This is a genomic window from Thioalkalivibrio sp. ALE11, assembly GCF_000381205.1.
Classification (GTDB): Bacteria; Pseudomonadota; Gammaproteobacteria; order Ectothiorhodospirales; family Ectothiorhodospiraceae; genus Thioalkalivibrio.
In genome coordinates this window covers 80,929-103,425 of sequence record NZ_KB906167.1, presented here as the reverse complement: position 1 = coordinate 103,425, position 22,497 = coordinate 80,929, and the positions used below count along the sequence as shown (strand labels likewise).

Genomic DNA, 22,497 nt, shown 5'->3' with positions numbered 1-22,497 from the left:
GGGGTCACTCCCCGGCCGACGTGCGCATCAGGGCCTCCACCACACTCGTGGCGTATTCCCCCGGGCCCAGTTCCAGCTGCAGACGCAGCACCCGCGATGTCTCCCATTCCCACCCCATGGATCGCGGCACCAGACGCAGCGCCCGGCGCGCGGCCTTCAGACCCTCGGCCTCCAGGCCACGGGCCAGCACCTCGTGCTGCGCGGCCACCGCATCTTCCAGCTCGCGCACCTCGCCCCCTGTGCCCGGATCCCCGCGCCCCCACAGCGGCCCGGTGGGATGCACGTCGAGCCGCGCGGCGCGCGCCTCCAGCTCCGCATCCACCGTATCCGCGGTGAACACGCTGCCGCTGCCGTCGAGGTTGACCCGCTCGCCCGGCAGGATGCGATCCCAGTCGCCACGGCGCACGCGCTCGGCCAGTACCGCGTTGAACAGTTCCGCGCGCGCCGCGGACAGCAGCAGGCTGCGCTGATTGCGCCCGCGCGGACGCCGACCGCCGCCCAGCCAGGCGTACGCCCGCTCGCGGTTGGCATGCCCGAAGCGCTGTTCGCCGAAATACGCCGGCACGCCGCCGGCGCGGATCCGTTCCAGGACCTGCTCGGCCATGTCGCCATCGCCCTCCAGCTCGCGCAGGCGCAGGGTGAAACGATTGCCCGCCAGGTGCCCGGTCCGCAGCTTGCGGGCATGGCGAGCGTGCCGACAGACACGCAGCCAGGCGTCCGCGGCGATCGCCTCGCCGGGTTTTGGCACCGCCCATGACGCCGGATCCACCTCCGGCGCGCAGGCCACGCTGAACCACTGCCGGGTCACGGCATGACGATCCTTGCGCCCGGCGTAGCTGACCGCGCCGCGCCCCACACCCGCGGCCCGCGCGATCCACACGGCCACGTCCTCGGTGTTCAGACCGCGCTTTTCGATCTCCAGCCACAGATGCTCGCCCGCGCCCTCCGGCAGGGTGGCCGGGAGCTCCTCCACCCGGAAATCCTCCGCACTCGCCTTCAGCCGGCCCTGCAGCGGGGCCTCCCAGGGCCACACCGGGGCATTCCCGGGCGCGGTCACGGGCTCGCCGCCGGTCGTGCCACGTCATCGCGCAGATAGACCGGCTGCGCATCCGCCGGATCCACCCCCTCGCCGCGTTCCCGGGCGTCCACCGCCAGCAGGGCCAGATCAAACGCGTCCGGCAGGGCATCGGGGTCCACCCGCTCGTCGGCCAGTCCGCATTGACCGGCGAGTTCGGGGAAGGCACGAAAGCCGGTCCCCAGCCCCAGACGTTCGCCCGCCGGCCACTGCGGCACCACCGCCTCCGGCGGCGCCACGGCCTCCGGCGCCGGCAGGACCCGCTCCCCCGCCACCGGGGACAGGCTCCAGTAGACCTCGCCCATGCGCGCGTCCAGCGCGGCCAGCACCGCCGCCGGGGCCGGCTCCGGCGCCAGCCGCAGGCCCTGCTGGGCCAGCACCTGCAGCGAGGATACCGGGACCACCGGGCAATCCAGCGCGAACGCCAGTCCCTGTGCCACGCCCAGCCCCAGCCGCACCCCGGTAAAGGCCCCCGGACCGCGCCCCACCGCCACTGCGTCCAGCGAATGGCGGTCGATGCCGGCCTCCGCCAGCAGGGTCTCGACCTGGCCCAGGATCAGGTCACCGTGACGCTGCGGTGCCCGCTCCGACAGCGAGTACAGTTCGCCGTCCACCCACAGGGCGGCGGAACAGCGTTCGGTGGCGGTGTCGATGGCGATCAGGCGCATGCGTGGCGCTCCCGGGCCTGTTGCAGAAAGTCCAGAGCCGCCCGCGGGCTGTGCGCCTGGTGGAACGGCGGCAGGCTGTTGAGAAAGCGCTTGCCGTAGGGCTTGCCGTCGATGCGCGGATCGCACAGCGCGAGGATGCCGGTGTCCGAACCGTCGCGGATCAGACGGCCGGCGCCCTGCTTCAGCGCCAGCACCGCCTGCGGCAGGCTGAACTCCATGAACGGGTGCCGGCCCTCGGCTTCCAGCGCCGCGGCGCGGGCCTGCAGCACGGGATCGTTGGGCGCGGCGAACGGCAGGCGGTCGATCACCACCACCGACAGCCCGGTCCCGCGGATGTCGACACCCTCCCAGAAACTGTGCGCGCCCAGCAGCCAGGGCCGTTCGGCGGCGCGGAAACGCTCCAGCAGCTCGCCACGCGACTGCTCCCCCTGCACCAGCAGTTCGCGGTCCTCCGGCAGATGCTCGCGCAGCAGGGTCGCGGCCTCCTGCAGTGCGCGATGGCTGGTGAAAAGAAAAAATCCGCCGCCCGGTCCGTCCTTCAGCAGCGGCCAGGCCCAGCGCAGGCAGGCGCGGGTGTAATCCGGCGCGTTGGGGTCCGGCAGCGGCGGATCCGGGCGCAGCAGACAGGCCTGACGCGCGAAGTCGAACGGGCTGTCCAGACGCGCGGTGGCGACGTCTCCGGGCAGCCCCAGGCGGCGCGCCGCGTGGGTGAAGTCCTCGCCCACCGCCAGGGTCGCCGAGGTGAAGACCCAGGCGGCCGGGCGCGCCGCGCGGCGCTGCGCCAGGGGTCGCGCGGCATCCAGCGGGGTGCGATGCAGGGTCAGGCTCTGACGGAAACGCTCCAGCCAGGCGACGGTGTCTTCGGTATCCTCGCGCCACGCCGACAGCCGCTCGCGCAGCAGCTCGCAGCGCGCACGCAGCTGTTCCAGTCCGGGCGCCCGCGGCGCCGCGACCTGGAGGGCGTCGTGCAGCCAGCGCAGCGCGTCATCCAGGGCATCCAGCTTCGGCCCCAGCGCGCCCTCGGGGTCGGCATCCTCCAGACTGGCGCGCCCTTCGTGCCCCTCGGTCACCTCGAGCAGCCCGCCGGCCGCGGCTTCCACCTCGGCCACGCGCTGGCGCATATCGGTCATCTCCGGGGCATGCTGCTCCTGCTCGCGGCGCGTGTCGCGCGCCAGTTCGCGCAGGGCCCGGGTGCTGAGGGCCACGCCGAAGAACGCCCCGGCGATCTCCGGCAGCTGATGCGCCTCGTCGACGATTACCGCATCGACCTCGGGCAGCAGCTCGGCGAAGCCCTCTTCCTTCAGTGCCATGTCCGCCAGCAGCAGGTGATGGTTGACCACGATGACATCCGCCTCCTGCGCCCGGCGCCGCGCACGCACCACGAAGCAGTCATCCAGATGCGGGCATTCATTGCCCAGGCAGTTGTCCACCGTCGAGGTCACCTGCGGCCACAGCGGCGAGTCCTCGGCCAGCAGACCGGACTGGCTGAGATCCCCGCTGTCGTCGGTGCGCGCCATGGCCTGCAGCTCCTGCAGGGTATGCAGGCGCTCGGCCCGCGCGCCGGCGCCGGTGGCCCCGGCGGCATCCGCTTCCGCGACCTCCAGCCGGTAGTGGCACAGGTAGTTCGAGCGCCCCTTGAGCAGCGCGGTCTTCGGCTGATAGCCCAGCGCGCCGCAGACCACCGGGAGGTCCCGATGGTAGAGCTGGTCCTGCAGGGTCTTGGTGCCGGTGGAGATCAGCGCCCGCTTGCGCCGCTGCAGGACCGGGACCAGATAGGCATAGGTCTTGCCGACCCCGGTGGCGGCCTCCACCAGCAGGGCCGATGGCGCGGTGGCCACGCCTTCCTCCACCGCCGCGGCCATCGCCTGCTGGGGTTCGCGCGGCCGGAACCCGGGGACCGCCTCGGCAATATCGCCGCCCGGGCTCAGGGCCCGCACGGCCGGCGACCCCGCGGATTCAGACACGTTCGCCTCCGAGCGCGCGCAGGGCCTCGCGCGCCTCGCGCGCGCCCTGCGTATCGCCCCGGCCCTCGCGGGCCTGCAGGATCACGGTCCAGTTCTCCCGCTGCAGTGCGCGGTCGCCAGCGGCCATGCCCAGCGAACGCTGCGCCAGCCGCTCGGCCTGATCAAAGTCACGCTGTTCCAGTCGCACCGCGGCCAGGCGCTGCCACAGCCGGGCATCCCGCGGCGCGATGCGCAGAGCCCGCTCCAGCAACTGGCCGGCGCGCGCCAGATCGGCATCCGCGCGCGCCTGCTCGGCGCGCTGCGCCAGCACCGATGCGGCGCTGTCCACCCCGGCCGCCAGCTCCGGGTCCTCGGCCGCCCCGGGCTCGACCTCCAGGACCTCGGGTTCGGGCACATCGGTCGCGGGTTCCTCCGGCGCGGGCCGTGGCTCCGGGGTCGCACAGCCGGCCAGGATCGCGAACACGGCACAACCGCCCAGCAGCCGCAGCGCGCGCGGGGTGCGGTGCACGGAAAGTTCGCCTTGTCGCAGTTTCATCATCATCGGATATACCCGCTCAATCCTGGTTGCGGAACATGCGGCCGAACCAGCCGCCGGCGTCGCCGTCCGCCTCGCCTTCGCACTCGGCCACCGCCTCGGGGGCCGAATTCTGCCAGAACGGCAGGCGCCTGACGCGTTCGCAGGCGTGATCCCCGTCCACGATCCGTGCCCCGGACTCCAGGTCGATCTCGTGATATTCGATGGAAGGATGCCGACCGTCCTCGATCGATCCACCCGGCAGCTCCCCCATGATGCCGGCCCAAACCGGCGCCGCCCCGGAACCACCGGTCAGTCCGGTCGCCCGATTGTCGTCCATGCCCAGCCAGACCACGCCCACGTGGCGATCGTCGTACCCGGCGAACCAGGCATCACGAAAATCGTTGGTGGTCCCGGTCTTGCCCGCCAGGCGGCGCTGCGGCAGGCGCTGACCAATCACGCGACCGGTGCCGTCCACCGTCACGTCATGCAGGGCCGCGCCGAGCAGACGCACGGCGCCGTCCGGCACCGCGCCGCGCAGTTCCAGCCCGTAGTGCGACAGGACCTCGTCGTCGGCATCCAGGACGTCACGGATCGCGCGCGTGCCGGTGGCGTAACCGCCGCTGGCCAGCCCCTGATAAAGCCCCGCCACCTGCAGCGGGGACAGCTCCAGTGCGCCCAGCGCCAGCGAGGGGTTGGGGGCCGGGGTGGCCTGCAGCCCGAAGGTCTGCAGGATCTCCACCAGCTGGGAGACTCCCATACGATCGGCCAGGCGCACCGTGGGCACGTTGTAGGACTGGACCAGCGCCTCCCAGGCCGTGACCTCGCCCCGATGTTCACGGTCGAAATTGCGCGGGGTCCAGGGTTCCCCGTGCGCCAGCTGCAGGGTCACCGGCCGGTCCTCCAGCAGGCTCGCCAGGGTGTAGCGCCGGGGATTGGTCAGCGCCGCGAGGTAGACGAACGGCTTGACCAGCGAACCGATCTGGCGGCGCGCCTCCACCGCCCGGTTGAAACCCGGATACGCCGGGTTGCGGTCCCCGACCAGTGCCAGCACCTCGCCGGAGCGCGCATCGGTCACCACCGCGGCGGCCTGCAGATCCTCCGCATGTTCGCCGGCCCGCGGGGCCACCGCCGCCACCTCTTCGCGCACGCGCTCCTCCACCGCCAGCTGAATCACCGGGTCCAGCGAGGTAAAGATCCGCAGCCCGTCGGAGCGCAGGTCCTCGTCGGCGTATTCGGCGCGCAGCTCGCGGCGCACCAGATCGAGGAATGCGGGGAAGCGACTGCCGCCGGGCATCGCCGGCGAGACATCCAGTGGCATGCCACGGGCCGTCGCCACGGTGTCCGCGTCCGCCAGGCCCGTCTCGTGCATCGCGTTCAGCACGCGGTCGCGCCGCGCCCGGGCCCGCTCCGGATGGCGGCGCGGGTCGTAGTAGCTGGCCCCGCGCGCCAGCCCCACCAGCAGGGCGAGCTGGTCCAGGCGCAGCTCGTTCAGCGGGCGCTGGTAATAGAACCGGGCCGCCTGCCCGAAACCATGGATGGCACGTTCGCCGGCCTGCCCGAGAAACACCTCGTTGACATAGGCCTCGAGGATGGCTTCCTTGGAGTAGCGATGCTCCAGGATCAGGGCCATCACCGCCTCGTTCAGCTTGCGCGACAGGGTCTGTTCGCGGGTGAGGTAGAAGTTCTTGACCAGCTGCTGGGTCAGCGTACTGCCTCCCTGCACCGTGCGGCCGGCGCGCAGATTGGCCCAGGCCGCGCGGGCGATGCCGGCCGGGTCCACCCCGCGATGTGACATGAAACGCCGGTCCTCGATCGCGATCAGGGCACCGATCAACGCCGGCGGGACCTCGTCAAGATCCACCACCACGCGGTCTTCCCCGTGCGTGGGGTAGATGCTGCCGATCAGCAGCGGCTCCACCCGCATCAGGTCGACCGCGTCGCCCGTCTCGCGATCCGTGATCGAGCGCACATGGCCACGGTCCATCTGCACCCGCACGGAACGCGCCGGCTCGGGCCCGTCGCCAAAGGTGAACGGGCGCGTGGTCAGGGCCACCGTGCCGTCGTTGACCGCGTATTCCCCGGCCCGGGCGCCCTGGCCGCTTCGCTGATAATTCAGCGCCTCCAGCTCCGTCACCAGGCGCTCGCGGTCCAGGCGCCGACCGGGATACAGCTCCAGCGGCCGCGCATACACCCGCGCCGGCAGGGCCCAGCGCTGACCTTCGAACTGGGCGCGGATCTCGCGATCCAGGTTCTGCACATACAGCACGCCCACGCCGGCACCGGCCAGCAGCAGACCGAGCAGGGTCCAGATGCCGGCACGCAGCACGCGGCGCAGCCAGCCGCCGACGGGGCGGCGCTTGCGCGAAGATCGGGAGCGGGAGGAACGCGGCATGGCTCTCGCGGTCTGCAACAGGGACGAGTGAACACGGGCATCTCGCCCGCAACTCGCGCAATGATAACCTGACCCGGGGCAACATTGATGGAGGCCGCATGACCGCGCTGGACGAGCAGCACCGCATTCTCACCCGGCTGATCGAGAGCGGGGCGTTCCCCGATGGCGGTCCGGCCGAACGGATCCGGCGCATCGAAACGCACATCTCCACGGTGATCCTGGCCGGGGACTGGGCGTGGAAATTCAAGAAACCGCTGGACCTGGGCTTCCTCGACTTTTCCACCCTGCAGGCGCGCCGCCATTTCTGCGAGACGGAGCTCGAGATCAACCGCCGGCTGGCGCCGGAGATCTATCACGAGGTCGCCAGCATCAACGGCGACCCCGAACACCCGGTGATCCACGGTACCGGCGAAGTACTGGAATACGCGGTACGCATGCGCCGCTTCGACCGCGAACGCCAGCTCGACCGGCTGCTGGAGCGCGGCGCCCTGCCGCCCGAGGCGATGGACGAGCTGGGCCGCTACATCGCCCGCTTCCACGAGAGCGTCGAACGCACCGATCCGGATTCCGCCCACGGCACCCCGGAGGCCGAGGCCGCGCCGATGCGCGAAAACTTCCCCGGCCTGTTCGAATCCGCCCGGCAGCCCAGCGAACGCGAGCGGCTGCAGCGCCTGCAGACCTGGACCGAGAAGGAACTGGACCGCCTGCGCCCGCTGATGCAGGCGCGCCACGACGGCGGCCACGTCCGTCACTGCCACGGCGATCTGCATCTGGGCAACATGGTCTACATCAAAGCCGGGGACGATGCCGGCGGCGAGCGCCCGGTGGCCTTCGATGCGATCGAGTTCGACCCGGAGCTGCGCTGGATCGATGTCATCTCCGAAATCGCCTTCACCACCATGGACCTGCTGGCCCGCGAGCACCCGGCGCATGCCTGGCGGCTGCTGAACGCCTGGCTGGAAGAACGCGAGGATTTCGACGGCCTGGCCCTGCTGCCACTGTACCAGGTCTATCGGGCGCTGGTGCGGGCCAAGGTCCAGGGCATCCATGCCGCCGAGCCCAGCCTGCCCTCGGACGAGAAGGCCGCCCACCAGGCCGAGATGGGGCGCTACCTCGCGCTGGCCGAACGCCTGACCGAACCGCGGCGGCCCCGCCTGGTCCTGATGCACGGCGTGTCCGGGTCGGGCAAGACCGTGATCAGCACCCGCGTCCTCCAGGCCCTGGGCGCGGTGCGCCTGCGCAGCGACGTCGAACGCAAGCGCATGGCCGATACCGTTTCCTACAGCGAAGAGGCCCGCACGCGGATCTACGACCACCTGCTGGAACGCGCCGGGGAACTGCTGGAGCTGGGGCATACCGTCATCGTCGACGCGACCTTTCTCGAACGCGGCCAGCGCGAGCCGTTCCGCGATCTTGCCGCGCGCATGGAGGCCGGCTTCGCGGTCGTCGCCTGCCACGCCGACGAGAACCTGCTGCGCGAACGCCTGGAGGCCCGCGCCGCGCAGGGCCGGGATGCATCGGATGCCGACGTGGAGGTCATGCAGCAGCAGCGCCCGCGCCAGGAATGGCCCGGCGCCGACGAGCATGCCGTGGAAGCGGGCCCCGGACAGCCCCTGGAAGTCGAGCTTCTGGCACAGCGGCTGGAACGCCCGGCGTGACGGCGGTCAGTTCATTTGACGTAGAATATAGATACCATCGGTTGTCCGCGAGCCACAAAGGAGTCACCCCATGTCCGGATTCCGCACCAAGACCCGCCAGGCCGCCCGCCGTATCACCGCCGGATTGCCCGCGCTGGCCCTGACGGCTGCGCTGGCCTTCCCCCTGCCCGCGCTGGCCTATGAGGTCGTCGAGGAGAGCGATGAGCGCGTGATCTACAGCGTCGAAGGGGACTTCGACCACTACTTCGAGATGGTCGAGTTCGCCATCGAAACGGAGGGGCTGGTGATCAACAACGTCGGCCACATCGCCGACATGCTGGACCGCACCGCCGGCCAGGAATCGGGCGAGGGCATCTACCTGAACGGCCGTTCGGTGGACTTCTGCTCGGCCACCTATTCGCGGGCGACCATGGAGGCCGACCCGCACAACATCACGTTCTGCCCCTACGTCATCGCCATCTACGAGCTGGCCGCGGAGCCGGGCACGATCTACATGAGCTATCAGCGCGTGCCGCAGATCGGCGACGAGGCCTCGCAGGAGTCCCTCGGCGACGTCAACGAACTGGTGGACCGGATCGTTACCGAAGCCCTGATGTTCTGAGACGGTCGGATCAGCCCGGCCGGACGGAGGCCAGTGCCGCCACCCGGCCGGGCGCCTGCAGCCAGGCCTCGGCCCGGTCCGCGGGCAGCCCCGGGCTGTACAGGAACCCCTGGCCGATATCGCAGCCGTGGGCATTCAGCCACGCTGCCTGGGCCGCCGTCTCGACGCCCTCGGCGATCACCTCCAGATGCAGATTGCGCGCCATCGCGATGATGGTCGCGGCAATCCAGCGCCCCCGGCCCTCGCGGTCCACCTGATCGACGAAACTCCGGTCAATCTTGAGCACGTCCAGCGGGAAGTCCTGCAGGGCCGCCAGTGACGAATAACCGGTGCCGAAATCATCGATCGCCAGACGCACACCCAGCGATTTCAATGCATTGAGCCGGGACACGGCCTGATCGCCCTGGCTCATGATGGCGGTTTCGGTTACCTCCAGTTCCAGCTGTTCCGCCGGGAACCCCGTCTCGGCCAGGATCTCGCCGACCCGGCGCACGAGCCGGGCACTGCGCAGCTGCACCGGCGACAGATTGACCGCGACCACCAGGTCGTTGCGTACCTCGCGCAGCAGGCGCACGCCATGCCGGCAGGCCTCGCGCAGCACCTGTTCGCCCAGCGGGACGATCAGGCCGGTTGCCTCGGCGACCGGAATGAACCGGTCCGGCGTAATGCTCTCGCCCTGCGGGGTCTCCCAGCGCGCCAGACACTCCACGCCCGCGGGTACGCCATCGCTCAGGCGCACCTGCGGCTGGAAATGCACGTGCAGCTCGCCGGTTCCGCCCGCGAGGGCCTCGCGCAGGCGACCTTCCAGTTCCAGCCGTTCGCTGGCCGCCCGGGTCAGCTCCGCCTCGTAGAAACTCCAGACCTCGCGCCCGTTTTCCTTGGAATGGAACATGGCCGCGTCGGCATGCTGGATCAGCGTGGTCGCGGTGTCGCCGTCCTCGGGGAAGCGGGCGATGCCGATGGAGGCGTTGAGATGCACGCTGTGCCCGCTGTCCAGCAGCACCGGGGTATCCAGCGCGGCCTGCAGCTCGCGCGCCACCTCCCCCAGCGATTCGTGGTCGGCGGCCCGCTGACTGACCACCATGAATTCGTCGCCACCCAGCCGGCCGAGGATGTCCGGCGGGCGCACCGTGTCGCCCAGGCGCCGGGCGACCTCGACCAGGGCCTCGTCGCCGGCCGGATGGCCCAGGCTGTCGTTCACGTCCTTGAACCGGTCCAGGTCGAGGCTCAGCACGCCCAGCGGGTGGTCCTCCGCGCGCGCCTCGTCCACCGCACGCGAAAGCAGCGCATGCAGCCGCGTCCGGTTGGGCAGGTCGGTCAGCGGGTCATGCTCGGCCAGGTAGTTGAGCTCGCTCTCGGAGCGCTTGATTTCGGTCATGTCGGTGATGGTGCCGGCGTAATGGATTGGCTGCCCGCTCTCGTCCACCACCACCGACAGGCTCAGCCATTCGGGGTACACGGTGCCGTCGCGACGGCGATTCCACAGCTCGCCGGCCCAGTAACCGGTGCGCTCCAGCTCCTGCCACATGGCACGATAGAACTCGGCATCGTGATACCCCGACTGCAGGATGCGCGGATTCTTCCCCAGCACCTCGGATTCCGCGTATCCGGTGATCTCGGTGAACGCCGGATTGACCGCGATGATGCGCGACGACAGGTCGGTGATGACCACGCCGTCGCGGGTACTGCGGAACACCGCCTCCAGCCGGCGCAGGCCGACCACGGTCTCGCGCCGCGCCAGCGCGGCCCCCAGGCTGCTGGCAAAGATGCGCGCCACGCTCACGTCGGTCGCACTCCAGTTGCGTGCCCGCACCAGCGCATCCACCGCGACGAACCCGCGATATTCGCCCTCCAGGAACACCGGCGCCAGCAGCAGGGACTGCAGCCCCTGCTGCTCCAGCAGTGCCTGTTCCTCCGCGGGGAACTCCGCCCGGGTGCCGGCGACCGCCTCGCCGGCCCGCAGGCGTTCGGTCCAGCGCGCATGCAGGCTGTCGGGCGTCAGGTTGCGCAGGGCGGGCGGCCTGACCGGAACGGCCGAATCGCCGCGCAACCAGTAGTAACGATGCGTCTCGCGGTTCTCCCGGCCCGGTTCCTCGGCGGCCATGACCACCACCCAGGCGCGATCCCCGGCCAGGGTCTCGCCCAGCCGCCCCAGCAGTGCATTCATGACCCGGTCCGGGGTCTCCGCCTGCAGCAGTGCCAGGGTCATGCGGGCCGAGCTCTCCAGCGCCTGCTCGCGCTGGTCCAGGGCCTGCGCCGCGTGCAGCTTCTGCACCGCCAGACCGGCCAGTTGCGTGAACTCGTCGATCAGACCCTGTTCCTCGTCGCGCGGCTCGCGTGCCTCGTTCAGGTAGGTGGCCAGCGTGCCCAGCACGTGCCCGTCGTCATCAAAGAACGGGAACGACCAGCAGGCCTGCAGCCCCGCGGCCTCCATGGGCGCCTCCAGGCCCTCCCAGTACGGATGGCCCGTCACCTGCGGTACCACCACCGTTTCGCCGCGGAAGGCCGCCGTGCCGCAGGAGCCCATGCGGTCACTGGCCGGCACCGGGCTGTGCAGCCACGGCAGCGAACCCGGCAGGGAAGGCGCCGCCACGCATTCGAGCATCCCGGTCTCGCGGTCCCGCAGCATGATGGACGCCGACAGCTCCGGCAGCAGTGACTCCAGCTCCTGGATCACGTCCGACAGGAACCCCGGATCACGTGTCCCGGTGGCCAGCCGGTCGAGCACCCGTGCACGCACGGCCGCCAGTCGCTGGTCGCGCACGCGCCGGGTCACGTCCACCAGGTTGCCGGAAAACCCGGTTGGCTGCCCGGCGGCATCCTGCTCGCAGCGCCCCTCCAGCTCCATCCAGTACAGCCCGCCCCAGCGGGTCACGATCCCGATCGCGGCTTCGTCCGGGAGCGTCGACACGGCCGCCTCGCCGCGCAGCACGTCCGCCAGCGCCTCGCGCTCCCCCGCCTCGACGAAGTCCGTCAGCGGATGCCCCAGGGCTTCTTCGACCGAACGTCCGGTCATGCGGGTCCAGGCGGGGTTGAGGAACGTGAGCCGTCCCTGCGCATCGGTCTGAAAGATGATGTCACCGGCGCTGTCGATGACCTGGCGATAGCGACGTTCGCTCTCCGCCAGGGCGGCCTGTTCGCGCCGCAGCCGTCCGCGCGCCACCACCTGATCGACCAGTACCGGCAGTCCCTTGAGGTAGCCCCCGCTCTTGAGCACATAGTCGTCGACCCCGAGGCGCAGGGCCTGCGCGGCCAGTTCCTCGGTCCCCTGCCCGGTCACCAGGATCACGGGGATGTCCAGACCCCGCTCGCTGCGAATGCGGCGCGCCAGCTCCAGGCCATCCATCCCCGGCAGGCGATAATCCAGCAACAGGATGTCGGGGTACACCGCGTCCGCCGCGGCCCCGCCGTCCAGACGCGCCAGGACCTCGTCGGCCGAATCGACCACTTCCAGTTGCAGATGCGGCGCCGCGCGGGCGAATTCCCGCCGCGTCAGGCTGACGTCGAAACTGTTGTGCTCGGCGTAGAGCACGCGCACCGTTTCCAGCTCCTCCGGCCGCCGGTGACGACGCCCGAGGGCGTCCCGCACACGCGCCGGCAGGTGATCCAGGTAGGTCTCGTTCTTCGGCAGATAGTCGTCGGCCCCGACGCGGAAGGCGGTCACCACGGTTTCCTGTTCGCCGTGGCCGGTCATCACGATGATCGCCTCCTCGCGCCCGGCCTCGCGCAGACGCGGGATCAGGTCCATGCCGTTGCCGTCCGGCAGCCGCAGGTCGAGCAGCACGCAATCGAAGCGGGCCTCCTCCAGCGCCGCCCAGGCTTCGGCCATCGACCCTGCCGTGCGGATCTCGACCTCCGCCCCGTCACGGCTCAGCGCCCGACGCTGCAGATCGGCATCCACCGGATTGTCTTCAACGAGCAGAATCTTCATCTGGCGGGGACCTCCCTGAGGTAAACACCGAGGCCGGAGGCTGGTTCAACACGCACCAGTAGAGTTCGATCTGTTCGGCCACGTCCATGAACCGGTCGAAGTCCACCGGCTTCACGATATAGGAATTCGCGCCGCACTCATAAGCAGTACGGATGTCGGCGTCATCCGCCGACGAGGTCAGCATCACCACCGGGATGTGCCCGCACTCCGGATGCGCGCGCAGTGCCCGCAGCACCTCCAGACCGCTGATCCGTGGCAGCCGGATGTCCAGCAGGACCACCGCAGGCACCGGTTCCTCGCCCCGCGCCCAGCGCTCCAGCCCCGCCAGGGCCTCCTCCCCGTCGCGCGCCACCGTCAACGGATTGGCCAGGCGGCGGCGACGGAAGGCATGGCGCAGCAGATCCAGATCCACCGGGCTGTCCTCGACTACGCAGATGGGCGGTGGCGAGCCCGGGTCACTCATTGGGGCACTCATTGCGGCAGCTCCACACGAAAGGTCGCGCCCTCGCCGGGGCGGCCCTCGGCCTCGATCCGGGCGTCCAGCCGGCGGGCCGCGCGACGCACCAGGGCCAGGCCCACGCCGGTGCCGGGATAGTCTTCGGCGCGGTTGAGACGCTGGAAGATCTCGAACATGCGCTCCCGGAACGCCTCGTCGAAGCCGATCCCGTTGTCCTCCACCTCCAGACGCACCACCGACGTCCGCCGCTGAGCGGCGACCCGGACCCGGGGTTCGTCGCGACCGGCACTGAACTTGAAGGCGTTCTCCAGCAGGTTGCGCAGGATCAATCCCAGACCGTCGGGATCGGTCTCGACCTCCAGTTCTTCCGGCACGTCGATCGCGGCCGTCGCCGCCGCCGGGTATTCCGGCTCAAGGGCACACAGAGTCTCCGCCACCAGGTCACGCAGCCGGATCCGGCGCTGTTCCAGCGGTCGCCGCTCCATGCGCGAGTACGTCAGCAGGTCGCCGATCAGTTCGTTCATCTGCGCCACACCCTGGCGGATATTGCGCAGGAATTCGCGACCCTCGTCATCCAGGCGCTCGGCATGCTCCGCCTCCAGCAGCTGGCTGTAGCCCTCGATCCCGCGCAGCGGCGCCTTGAGATCATGGGAAACCGCGTAGGAGAAGGATTCGAGCTCCTGGTTGGCGATTTGCAGTTCCGCGGTGCGCCGCTCGACCCGGCGCTCCAGATCGGCATTGAGCGCACGCAGTTCCAGCTCGGCCTGGTGCAGTTCGGTGATGTCCAGCGCCGTACCCTGCACCCGCCACGCGCCACCGGGGCCGTCACCCGTAAACGACGACGCGCGCTGAATGCCGAAGCGCAGCCAGGTCTCCGGCCCGCGCCCCGGGTGTCGGCGTACGTGCAGGTACTGGCTTTGCGGCGGGGTACCGGCGGCCATGCCCCGCAAGGTGGCAGCCAGGCGTGGCCCGTCGGCGGACTCGGTGTCGAGGTCACGCTCCAGCAGCGTGGCCACGTCCGGTTCGGGGCCGTCGGGCGGGCGCCCCAGCAACCGGAAAAGCTGGTCCGACCACCAGAACCCGTTCACCGGATCGTATTCCCAGCTGCCCAGGCCCGCGTCGCGTTCGGCCCGTTCCAGCCGTTCCATCTGCCGCTGACGCTCCAGCTCCAGCCGCCGGCGTTCCGTGATGTCCAGCAGCACCCCGTGGATGCGCGTCACACGGCCGGCCGTATCCCGGCTGAGCCAGGTCCGGTCTTCCACCCAGACCGTACCCAGCACGGGCAGTACCAGGCGGTAGAGCTGGGTGTGACGATCCGGCCCATGTTCGAGGTGCATTTGCACCTCCTCGACGATGGACGGCAGATCGTCAGGGTGAATCAGGCTGGCGTAATCCGGATCGCCCGCCAGCAGGGCCTCGCGATCCAGCCCCCAGTCCGCGGCATTGGACGAGACATAGGTGACCGGCCAGCCGTCACGCGCCTCCCATTCGATCGCCAGCACCGGCGAGTGTTCGATGATGCGCGCGGCCCGCCCCGCCTCCGCGGCCGCCCGGTCGCGGGCGGCCAGCGCGCGATGGATCAACACGAAAAGCAGCCCGGCGGTCACCACCACGTAGGCCCAGCCCTTACCGGTCTGCAGCCGGGACAGCAGTTCCACGTCGTCCACCAGCGCCAGCAGCGCCCGGTCGGAAAACCCGATCCACATCAGGCCGAGCACCAGATAGATCAGGGTGATACCCAGAGCCGTGATTGCGGCACCGCGGCGGATCCCGGGACTCGCGTCGCGTGTCATGCCCCCCTCCTCTTTGCGCGGTGCTTTCTTCCCCCAAGAATCCGCCGGACGGGCACACGACGCAAGACCCGGCCGCCCCGTGGCGCGGAATGTTATTCTTTGACGTTTGCGACCAAGTTGAACGACCCGCCATGTTCAAGAACCTGGAAAAAGCCCCGGCCGGCCACCACGAGCCGCTCGCCGATGTCCTCGACCGCGTCCGCTTCAACGCCGACGGGCTGGTGCCCGCCATCGCCCAGCAGGGCGACAGCGGGGAGGTCCTGATGATGGCCTGGATGAACCGCGAGGCCCTGGAGGAGACCCTGCGCACTGGACGGGTCTGCTACTGGTCGCGTTCGCGCGGGGCGCTGTGGCGCAAGGGCGAGTCATCCGGCCAGGTCCAGCAGCTGCATTCCCTGCATCTGGACTGCGACGGCGACACCGTGCTGGCGAAGGTCGATCAGACCGGCCCCGCCTGCCACACCGGGCGGCGCAGCTGTTTCTATCTGCAGGTCGACGGCGATCAGGTTGCCGTGACCAGCGACCCGCAGATCGACCCCGAAACCCTCTACGGCGCCTCCTGAAACCGCGACAAGGAACACCGACCATGGCCGACGCCAGCGCACCGCAGCTCGTCATCCACAACACCCTCGGGGGGCAGCGCGAGCCCTTCGTTCCCGCCGACCCGCAGCGGGTGACGATGTATGTCTGCGGGCCGACCGTGTACAACCGCGTGCACGTGGGCAACGGCCGCCCGGTGGTGGTGTTCGACGTGCTGTTCCGCGTGCTGCGCGCGCTGTACGGCCCGGAGCACGTGGTCTACGCCCGCAACATCACCGACGTGGACGACAAGATCAACCAGGCCGCGCGCGAGAACGACGAACCCATCGCCGCGCTGACCGAACGCTTCACCCGGGCCTTCCACGAGGACATCGCGCGGCTCGGCACCCTGGAGCCGACCCTCGAGCCCCGTGCCACCGATCACGTGACCGAGATGATCGCCCTGATCGAGGACCTGCTCGCGCGCGGCCACGCCTACGCGGCGGACGGCCACGTGCTGTTCGACGTGACCTCTTACCCTGCCTACGGCGCCCTGTCCGGGCGCACCCTGGAGGCGATGCAGGCCGGGGCTCGGGTAGAGGTCGCCGACTACAAGCGCCATCCCGGCGACTTCGTGCTGTGGAAGCCGGCCGGCGAGGACGAACCCGGCTGGGACAGCCCCTGGGGCAACGGGCGCCCGGGCTGGCACCTGGAGTGCACCGCGATGATCCGCACCCATCTGGGCCGCAGCATCGACCTCCACGGCGGCGGCCACGATCTGGTGTTCCCGCATCACGAGAACGAGATCGCCCAGGGCTGCGCGGCCGAAGGCTGCGACGAACACGGTGGCCATTACGCGCGCTACTGGATGCACAACGGACACGTGACCATCGAAGGCGAGAAGATGTCCAAGTCGCTGGGCAACTTCCGCCTGCTGCACGACCTGCTGCAGGTCTGGCCCGGCGAGGTCCTGCGCCTGGCGCTGCTGTCGCGCCATTATCGCGCGCCGCTGAACTTTTCCGAGGACACCCTGGAACAGAGCCGCAACGCGCTGGACGGCTTCTACCGTCTGCTGCGCGAGCACGCCGGGGTCGTGGCCACCCCCGCCGATGCGACGGACACCCCGGTCTTCACCGCATTGCTGGACGATCTCGACACCGCCGGGGCGCTCGCCGCCCTGCACCGCATGGCGGATGCCCTGCAGGCCGCCAACAGCGAGGACGAACGCGCCCGCCGCAAGGGCGAGCTGCTGGCCGCCGGCGAACTCCTGGGCCTGCTGCAGCAGGACCCGGAGGCCTGGTTCCGCGGCGACGTCGCCGATGATGCCGATCTCGCCGCATGGGTGGAGGAACGCATCGCCGCGCGTGCCGAGGCGCGGCGCGCGCGGGATTTCGCCACCGCCGATGCGATCCGCGACGAGCTGACGGCCAGCGGCATCGAACTGGAGGACACGCCGGATGGCACCCGCTGGCAGCGCGCCTGAGCGGGCTGTCCGCAGCGCCACCCGGGCACGCGCCCGGCTGGCGCTGGCGCTCCTGATCGCGGTGGCCGCCGGCCTGCCCGCGATGGCCACCGCCCACCCGCATGCCTGGATCGATCTGCGGGTCACCCTCGACTTCGACAGCGACGGCCGACTGGCCTCCATGCACCAGTTGTGGGTCATCGACCCGACCTACAGCCACATGTTGCTGGAGGAGATGACCCGCGACATGGACGGCGATGCCGGCATCGACTCGGTGCTGGAAACGGTCGGTCCGCGCATGCTCGACAACCTCGCGGAATACGACCACTTCACCGAACTCGAGGCAGGCGGCGAAACGCTGGACACCCCGCCCGCCGAATCCCCCGAGCTGCGCCTGGAGGACCGGCGCCTGCACCTGGGCTTCGAGATCCCGCTGGACCGGCACGACATCGGCGCCGAAGAGGATTTCACCTACCGCGTCTATGACCCCACCTACTGGATCGAGATCCGCCATGACCCTGGTGACGTAATCCAGGTGAACCGCGGCGACGGCTGCCGGGTCGAACTCGAGGAACCACGCCCGGATCCACAACTGGTGCGTTATGCCGCCACCCTGGAACGCGAATCCCGCAGCCCGATCGAAGATCTCGGACGCCATTTTGCCGAGATTGCGCGCCTGGAATGTGAATGACGTCGGGTTCCTCGCGTCATTGCTACGTTATAAAATAACGAAATGATCCGACAAGCCCTCTCTCGCAACCGCCGCCCGGGACGGGCCGCAGCGGTCCTGCTGCTTTTGCTCGGCATCCTGCTGCCCGCGCTCGCGCTGGCCGGCCACCCCCTTGGCGGCGGCCCGGAGTCCGACGCGGATGCCGATGCCACGGAACAGCCACCGCCCGCCGAAACGACGGGACCTGCCGATGCCCCGGACGCTCGCGCCGACGCCAGGCTCCCGGGAGGGGATGATGCCGGACCGCTGGAACGGCTGGTCGGCTGGGTCCTGCATACCCAGCGCCAGCTGCACCGCGAACTGACCCGGGGACTGCACGGACTGCGCGACGCGCCCTCGGCGCAGGCGGGCGCCCTGCTGATCCTCGTGAGCTTTCTCTACGGGGTCTTCCACGCCGCCGGCCCCGGGCACGGCAAGGCGGTGATCACCACCTACCTGCTGACCCAGCCTCAGAACCTGCGCCGCGGCATCGCCCTGTCGGCGGCGTCATCGCTTGCCCAGGGCGTCACGGCAATCCTGCTGGTCGGGCTGCTGGTCGGGCTGCTCGGCTGGCTGACACGCGAGACCCTGGGACAGGTCCGCCACCTGGAGATCGCCAGCTTCGCCCTGGTGGGACTGCTGGGCGTCTGGCTGATGGGGCGCGCCCTGCGGCAGGCGTGGCGGCGCCGGGCAGCCACCGCGCACGGGCACGACCACGAGCACGACCACGGACACGACCACGGGCATGATTGCGGCTGCGGCACACCCCACCACGTCGACCCCGATCACAAGGGCACCTGGTGGGGCACCGTGCTGGCCGTGGGCATCCGCCCCTGCTCCGGCGCCGTGCTGATCATGGCGGTATCCGCGGCCGTCGGTCTGGTCTGGGCCGGCGTGGCGGCCGTGCTCGCGATGTCCGCGGGCACCGCCATCACGGTCTCCGTGCTGGCCATGCTCGCGGTCTACGCTCGCGACTGGACCCGGCGACGTTTCACCGGCACCCGCGCCGCGCGTCTGACCTGGATCGGGCCGGCCTTCGGCCTGACCGGCGGCGCGATCATCGCGGTACTCGGCTTCAGCCTGGTGCTGGGGGCCGTGGCCGCGGGCCCGGCGATGCATCCGCTCGGCATGTAGGGCGGCCGTCCCGCGCTTGCCCCCGCCCCGCGCCGTCCTCTACTTTGCAGGGCAAGACCAGTCCAGCGAGACCGCGCATGTCCAACGCCCGGGTCCACCCCGCGACCATCCGTCCGGAAGACGCCCCCACCCTGCCGGCGCTGTTCCGCGCCCGCGCGGCCGCGACCCCCGATGCCCCGGCCTACCGCCAGTTCGACCCCGAGCGCGAGGAATGGACCTCCAGCAGCTGGGGCGAGATGGCCCGCACGGTCGACCGCTGGCAGGCTGCGCTGGCCACCGAGGGCCTGCGGCCGGGCGACCGCGTCGCCATCATGGTCGGCAACTCGCGCGAGTGGATCGCCGCCGACCTCTCCGCCATGGAAATGGGCCTGGTCACGGTACCGCTGTACACCGATGACCGTCCCGAAAATGTCGGTTACATCATCGGGCAGACCCAGGCGCGCGCCCTGCTGATCGGCGACACCGTGCATGGCCGCCGCCTGCTGGAGCATCTGGAGAAGATGCCGTCGCTCAAGCGCGTGGTGCGCCTGAGCGACAACGCGGGCACTTCGGGCGATCCGCGGGTCCTGCCACTGGAAGACTGGCTGCGGGGCGGCGACCCGTCCGCGATCCGCTATCCGGAACTCGACCCCGACGCCCTCGCGACCATCGTCTATACCTCCGGCACCACCGGCCGGCCCAAGGGCGTCATGCTTTCGCACCGCAACATCGTGGAGAACGCGTGGGCCTCGTCCCTCACGGGCCCGCTCGGACCGTCCGACCGTTTCCTGTCGTTCCTGCCGCTGTCGCACATGCTGGAACGCACCGCCGGCTGCTACATGCCCATGATGGTCGGGGCCGAGGTCGCCTTCGCCCGCTCGATCCAGCGCCTGGGCGAAGACCTGCAGACCATCCGGCCGACGGTGCTGATCTCGGTGCCACGGATCTACGAACGCGTGCACGGGCGAATCCGCGCCGGTCTCCGGCAGAAGTCGGCGCTCGGCCGCTGGCTGTTCGAGAAGACCGCCGCCGTCGGCTGGCGCCGGTTCGAACACCAGCAGGGCCGGGGTCGCTGGTCCCCCGCCTTCCTGCTGTGGCCACTGCTCGACCGCCTGGTCGCGCGCAAGGTACTCGACCGCCTGGGCGGCCAGGTGCGTTTCGCGGTCTGCGGCGGGGCCCCGCTTCCTCCGCCGGTGGCGCAGCTGTTCATCGGGCTGGGGCTGCCGGTACTGCACGGCTACGGCATGACCGAGGCCGGCCCGGTGGTCACCGTGAACACCCCGGACGACAACCTGCCCGCCTCCATCGGCAAACCGTTGGAGGACGTCGAAGTACGCATCGGTGAAAACCACGAGCTGCAGACGCGCTCGAACTGCGTGATGCTGGGCTACTGGAAAAATGAAGAGGCCACGCGCGAGACCATCGACGCCGACGGCTGGCTGCGCAGCGGCGACCAGGCGCGCATCGACGACACGGGCCACGTGTTCATCACCGGCCGGATCAAGGACATCCTGGTGCTGACCAACGGCGAGAAGGTACCGCCGGCGGACATGGAAATGGCCATCGGCCTCGACGGCCTGTTCGACCAGATCATGGTGGTGGGCGACGGCCAGCCGTTCCTCACCACCCTGATGGTCCCCGAACCGGACGCCTGGCAGACCTTCGCCTCCGACCAGGGGATCGACCCGGCGACCGCGGGAGAACCACCGCGCAAGGTGGAACGCGCGATCCTCGACCGCATTCACCACCAGCTGGAGGACTTCCCCGGCTACGCGCGCATCCGCCACGTGTACGTGATCCACGAACCGTGGAGCGTGGAGAACGGCATGATGACCCCGACCATGAAACTCAAGCGGCCGGTGATCCGGGAGCACTACCGCGAGGCGATCGCGACCATGTACAACGGCCGCGACCGCTGAAGGAAACGCTGATCAGGACGGTGCCCGGGATTCGCCGGCTGCCGCTGCGTCGCCCTCCCCGTCGCCGTCATCGTCGGCCTCACTGGCCTCGTCGGTCGCCAGTGACAGCCCGGCGTCCGTGGCCACGTCGGCCAGATCGCGGATCTCGTCCAGCGGCGGCAGCTGGTCCAGGGCCTGCAGGCCGAGGTCGTCGAGGAAGGTGCGGGTGGTGCCGTACAGCGCCGGTCGCCCCGGCAGCTCCTTGTGCCCCACCACGTAGATCCATTCCCGTTCCTGCAGCCCGCGCATGATCCCTGAACTGACTGCCACCCCGCGCACCGATTCGATCTCGGCGCGGGTGACCGGCTGGCGATAGGCGATGATCGCAAGCGTCTCCAGCAACGCGCGCGACAGCCGCTGCGGGCGTTCCGGCCGCGCCGCGCGCACGCTGCCCGAGTACTGCGACCGGACGCGGAAACGATACCCGCCGGCCGAACGCACCAGTTCGATCGCGCGGTCGGCATAGCGCGTCTCCAGACGCGCCAGCGCCGCCTCCACCGACGCGCGGTCGACCTCGCCCGATTCCGCGCAGGCGGCGCGCAGATCGCGCAGGGGTACGGGTTCGTCCGCGGCGAACAGCACCGCCTCCAGCGTCAGCTCCAGCTCGTCGGGCGCATCGTGTCGGGACATCGGCCCTCCCGGGCATGCCTGGACCAGGCCACGATTATACCGGACCGCGCCGGCCCCGCATCCGCCGGCAGCGCTGCGAGCAGTATTTCACCTCGTCCCAGCAACGCGCCCATTTCCGCCGCCAGGTGAACGGACGGCCGCAGACCACACAGGTCTTCTGCGGCCTTTGCGGCCCGCGCGCCGCGCGGCTCACCGGGGCCTCACTGCGGCGGGCAGACCCCGTCGCGACAGCGGGAACGCCAGCGCAAACGGGCGAACACGTTGTACACCCGGTCCATCAGCCAGACCACCGGCGGCAGCCGATGCAGGACCACCCCCGCCACGCGGTAGTACGGCAGGTGCCGCCAGGTGGCGACGAAGGCGTAAGCCCCGCTCACCACCCGGCCGTGTTCGTCCACCGCATGCATGCGCCGCATGGCCTCCTCCCACGCGATGCCGCGGCCTTCCAGCGCCGCGGCGTCCGCATGGATGTCCCGCCAGTCGATCCGGCCGGCCGTGTCCAGGCGCCGGTAGTGGCCGATCTCGCGGCGGCACAGCGGGCAGCCGCCGTCAAAGAACACCACGGGCCGTTCGCGCGGTTCAGGCATGGCCGACGGGCCCGCTCATTTCGTGGCGCGCCTCGGGCAGCGCCCGGAGCGCACGCTCCACCACATCGCGCGCGAGACCGCGGGTCATCTCGCCGTCGGCGGGGATCATTTCCGTGCGCACCGCCAGCGCCATCGCCAGCGCCTGCAGCAGATCACCGTTGCAGGTGTCACCCAGCACCGCCACTTCGTGATCCACCGTGGTCAGCACGCGGTCCAGCAACTGCTGCACGCGCACGGCCGAATCGGTCTCGGGATGCAGCGCGAACTCGAAGGTCAGCTGCTCCCCGCTTCCGCTGGTGTAGCGATACGGCAGGTATTCCATGGCTCGCCTCCTTGTTGTTGTCTCTGATGGGCCGGACCGCGTCCGGCCGGCCTGTCGCGTGATCCGCGGCGAATGGCGATCCCCGTGATCCTTGGGCCGTGCGGAGGTCACGGAGTTCGCCACAGCCGGACCTTTCCTGCG

The 22,497-nt window shown here is 70.3% G+C and carries 19 protein-coding genes; 7 read left to right on the top strand and 12 right to left on the bottom strand.

The features are described 5' to 3' along the window. Positions 1 to 4: 4 nt before the first annotated feature. Genes truD through mrcB form a run of 5 tightly spaced genes read right to left on the bottom strand, consistent with a single transcriptional unit; the run spans position 5 to position 6,616 of the window. The gene (gene truD / locus F620_RS0106080; protein ID WP_019569859.1) at positions 5 to 1,033 is read right to left on the bottom strand and encodes a tRNA pseudouridine(13) synthase TruD; all 1,029 of its coding nucleotides are present in this window, start codon (positions 1,031 to 1,033) and stop codon (positions 5 to 7) included. Between the two features lie 20 nt (positions 1,034 to 1,053). Beyond that, the gene (gene tsaB / locus F620_RS0106075; RefSeq protein ID WP_019569858.1) at positions 1,054 to 1,743 is read right to left on the bottom strand and encodes a tRNA (adenosine(37)-N6)-threonylcarbamoyltransferase complex dimerization subunit type 1 TsaB; all 690 of its coding nucleotides are present in this window, start codon (positions 1,741 to 1,743) and stop codon (positions 1,054 to 1,056) included. Further along, positions 1,734 to 3,707, bottom strand: coding sequence for an ATP-dependent DNA helicase (locus F620_RS0106070; protein ID WP_026331331.1), 1,974 nt, complete (start codon positions 3,705 to 3,707; stop codon positions 1,734 to 1,736). The genes tsaB and F620_RS0106070 overlap by 10 nt, the downstream gene beginning before the upstream one ends. Beyond that, positions 3,700 to 4,248 (bottom strand): tetratricopeptide repeat protein, encoded by a 549-nt coding sequence (locus F620_RS0106065; RefSeq protein WP_019569856.1) that lies wholly within the window; start codon positions 4,246 to 4,248, stop codon positions 3,700 to 3,702. Before F620_RS0106065 ends, F620_RS0106070 begins: the two co-directional genes overlap by 8 nt. Positions 4,249 to 4,261: 13 nt before the next feature. Then, positions 4,262 to 6,616 carry a penicillin-binding protein 1B gene (gene mrcB / locus F620_RS0106060; RefSeq protein WP_019569855.1) on the bottom strand — a complete coding sequence of 785 codons (2,355 nt, stop codon included), beginning with the start codon at positions 6,614 to 6,616 and terminating at the stop codon, positions 4,262 to 4,264. A gap of 98 nt (positions 6,617 to 6,714) precedes the next feature. On the opposite strand from mrcB, the gene F620_RS0106055 reads away from it, so the two are divergent. Both F620_RS0106055 and F620_RS0106050 read left to right on the top strand, forming a co-directional pair. Continuing rightward, positions 6,715 to 8,274, top strand: a complete 1,560-nt coding sequence (locus F620_RS0106055) for a bifunctional aminoglycoside phosphotransferase/ATP-binding protein (protein WP_019569854.1) — start codon at positions 6,715 to 6,717, stop codon at positions 8,272 to 8,274. Positions 8,275 to 8,344: 70 nt separating this feature from the next. Next, on the top strand, positions 8,345 to 8,875 hold the full coding sequence (locus F620_RS0106050) for a hypothetical protein (RefSeq protein ID WP_019569853.1): 531 nt from the start codon (positions 8,345 to 8,347) through the stop codon (positions 8,873 to 8,875). A 10-nt stretch (positions 8,876 to 8,885) separates the two neighbouring features. Here F620_RS0106050 and F620_RS0106045 read toward each other — a convergent pair whose 3' ends face one another. From F620_RS0106045 to F620_RS0106035, 3 genes are read right to left on the bottom strand one after another with little or no spacing between them, the layout of a single operon-like run. Continuing rightward, positions 8,886 to 12,806: an EAL domain-containing protein gene (locus tag F620_RS0106045; protein WP_019569852.1), complete on the bottom strand. Its 3,921-nt coding sequence runs from the start codon at positions 12,804 to 12,806 to the stop codon at positions 8,886 to 8,888. Next, positions 12,787 to 13,269, bottom strand: a complete 483-nt coding sequence (locus F620_RS0106040; protein WP_018870558.1) for a response regulator — start codon at positions 13,267 to 13,269, stop codon at positions 12,787 to 12,789. The genes F620_RS0106045 and F620_RS0106040 overlap by 20 nt, the downstream gene beginning before the upstream one ends. An 8-nt stretch (positions 13,270 to 13,277) precedes the next feature. Next, the gene (locus F620_RS0106035; protein ID WP_019569850.1) at positions 13,278 to 15,056 is read right to left on the bottom strand and encodes an ATP-binding protein; all 1,779 of its coding nucleotides are present in this window, start codon (positions 15,054 to 15,056) and stop codon (positions 13,278 to 13,280) included. 131 nt (positions 15,057 to 15,187) lie between these two features. Between F620_RS0106035 and hisI the strand changes: the two genes are divergently transcribed. The 5 genes from hisI (at position 15,188) to F620_RS0106010 (ending at position 20,778) form a co-directional block, all read left to right on the top strand. Continuing rightward, the gene (hisI, locus tag F620_RS0106030; RefSeq protein ID WP_018870556.1) at positions 15,188 to 15,619 is read left to right on the top strand and encodes a phosphoribosyl-AMP cyclohydrolase; all 432 of its coding nucleotides are present in this window, start codon (positions 15,188 to 15,190) and stop codon (positions 15,617 to 15,619) included. Positions 15,620 to 15,642: 23 nt separating this feature from the next. Next, on the top strand, positions 15,643 to 17,058 hold the full coding sequence (cysS, locus tag F620_RS0106025) for a cysteine--tRNA ligase (protein WP_019569849.1): 1,416 nt from the start codon (positions 15,643 to 15,645) through the stop codon (positions 17,056 to 17,058). After that, positions 17,033 to 17,728 (top strand): DUF1007 family protein, encoded by a 696-nt coding sequence (locus F620_RS0106020; protein ID WP_019569848.1) that lies wholly within the window; start codon positions 17,033 to 17,035, stop codon positions 17,726 to 17,728. The genes cysS and F620_RS0106020 overlap by 26 nt, the downstream gene beginning before the upstream one ends. Positions 17,729 to 17,770: 42 nt before the next feature. Further along, a complete protein-coding gene (locus tag F620_RS0106015) occupies positions 17,771 to 18,880 on the top strand; it encodes a nickel/cobalt transporter (protein ID WP_026331330.1) in 1,110 nt (369 codons plus the stop codon). Between the two features lie 77 nt (positions 18,881 to 18,957). Next, positions 18,958 to 20,778, top strand: coding sequence for a long-chain fatty acid--CoA ligase (locus F620_RS0106010; RefSeq protein WP_019569846.1), 1,821 nt, complete (start codon positions 18,958 to 18,960; stop codon positions 20,776 to 20,778). 12 nt (positions 20,779 to 20,790) lie between these two features. On the opposite strand, the gene scpB is transcribed toward F620_RS0106010, so the two are convergent. From scpB to F620_RS0105995, 4 genes are read right to left on the bottom strand one after another with little or no spacing between them, the layout of a single operon-like run. Further along, a complete protein-coding gene (scpB, locus tag F620_RS0106005) occupies positions 20,791 to 21,447 on the bottom strand; it encodes an SMC-Scp complex subunit ScpB (RefSeq protein WP_019569845.1) in 657 nt (218 codons plus the stop codon). A gap of 34 nt (positions 21,448 to 21,481) precedes the next feature. After that, on the bottom strand, positions 21,482 to 21,640 hold the full coding sequence (locus F620_RS14770) for a DUF2256 domain-containing protein (RefSeq protein WP_081617424.1): 159 nt from the start codon (positions 21,638 to 21,640) through the stop codon (positions 21,482 to 21,484). A gap of 7 nt (positions 21,641 to 21,647) precedes the next feature. Beyond that, positions 21,648 to 22,034, bottom strand: coding sequence for a thiol-disulfide oxidoreductase DCC family protein (locus tag F620_RS0106000; protein WP_019569844.1), 387 nt, complete (start codon positions 22,032 to 22,034; stop codon positions 21,648 to 21,650). Next, positions 22,027 to 22,356 (bottom strand): hypothetical protein, encoded by a 330-nt coding sequence (locus F620_RS0105995; RefSeq protein WP_018870549.1) that lies wholly within the window; start codon positions 22,354 to 22,356, stop codon positions 22,027 to 22,029. Before F620_RS0105995 ends, F620_RS0106000 begins: the two co-directional genes overlap by 8 nt. Positions 22,357 to 22,497: the final 141 nt, after the last annotated feature.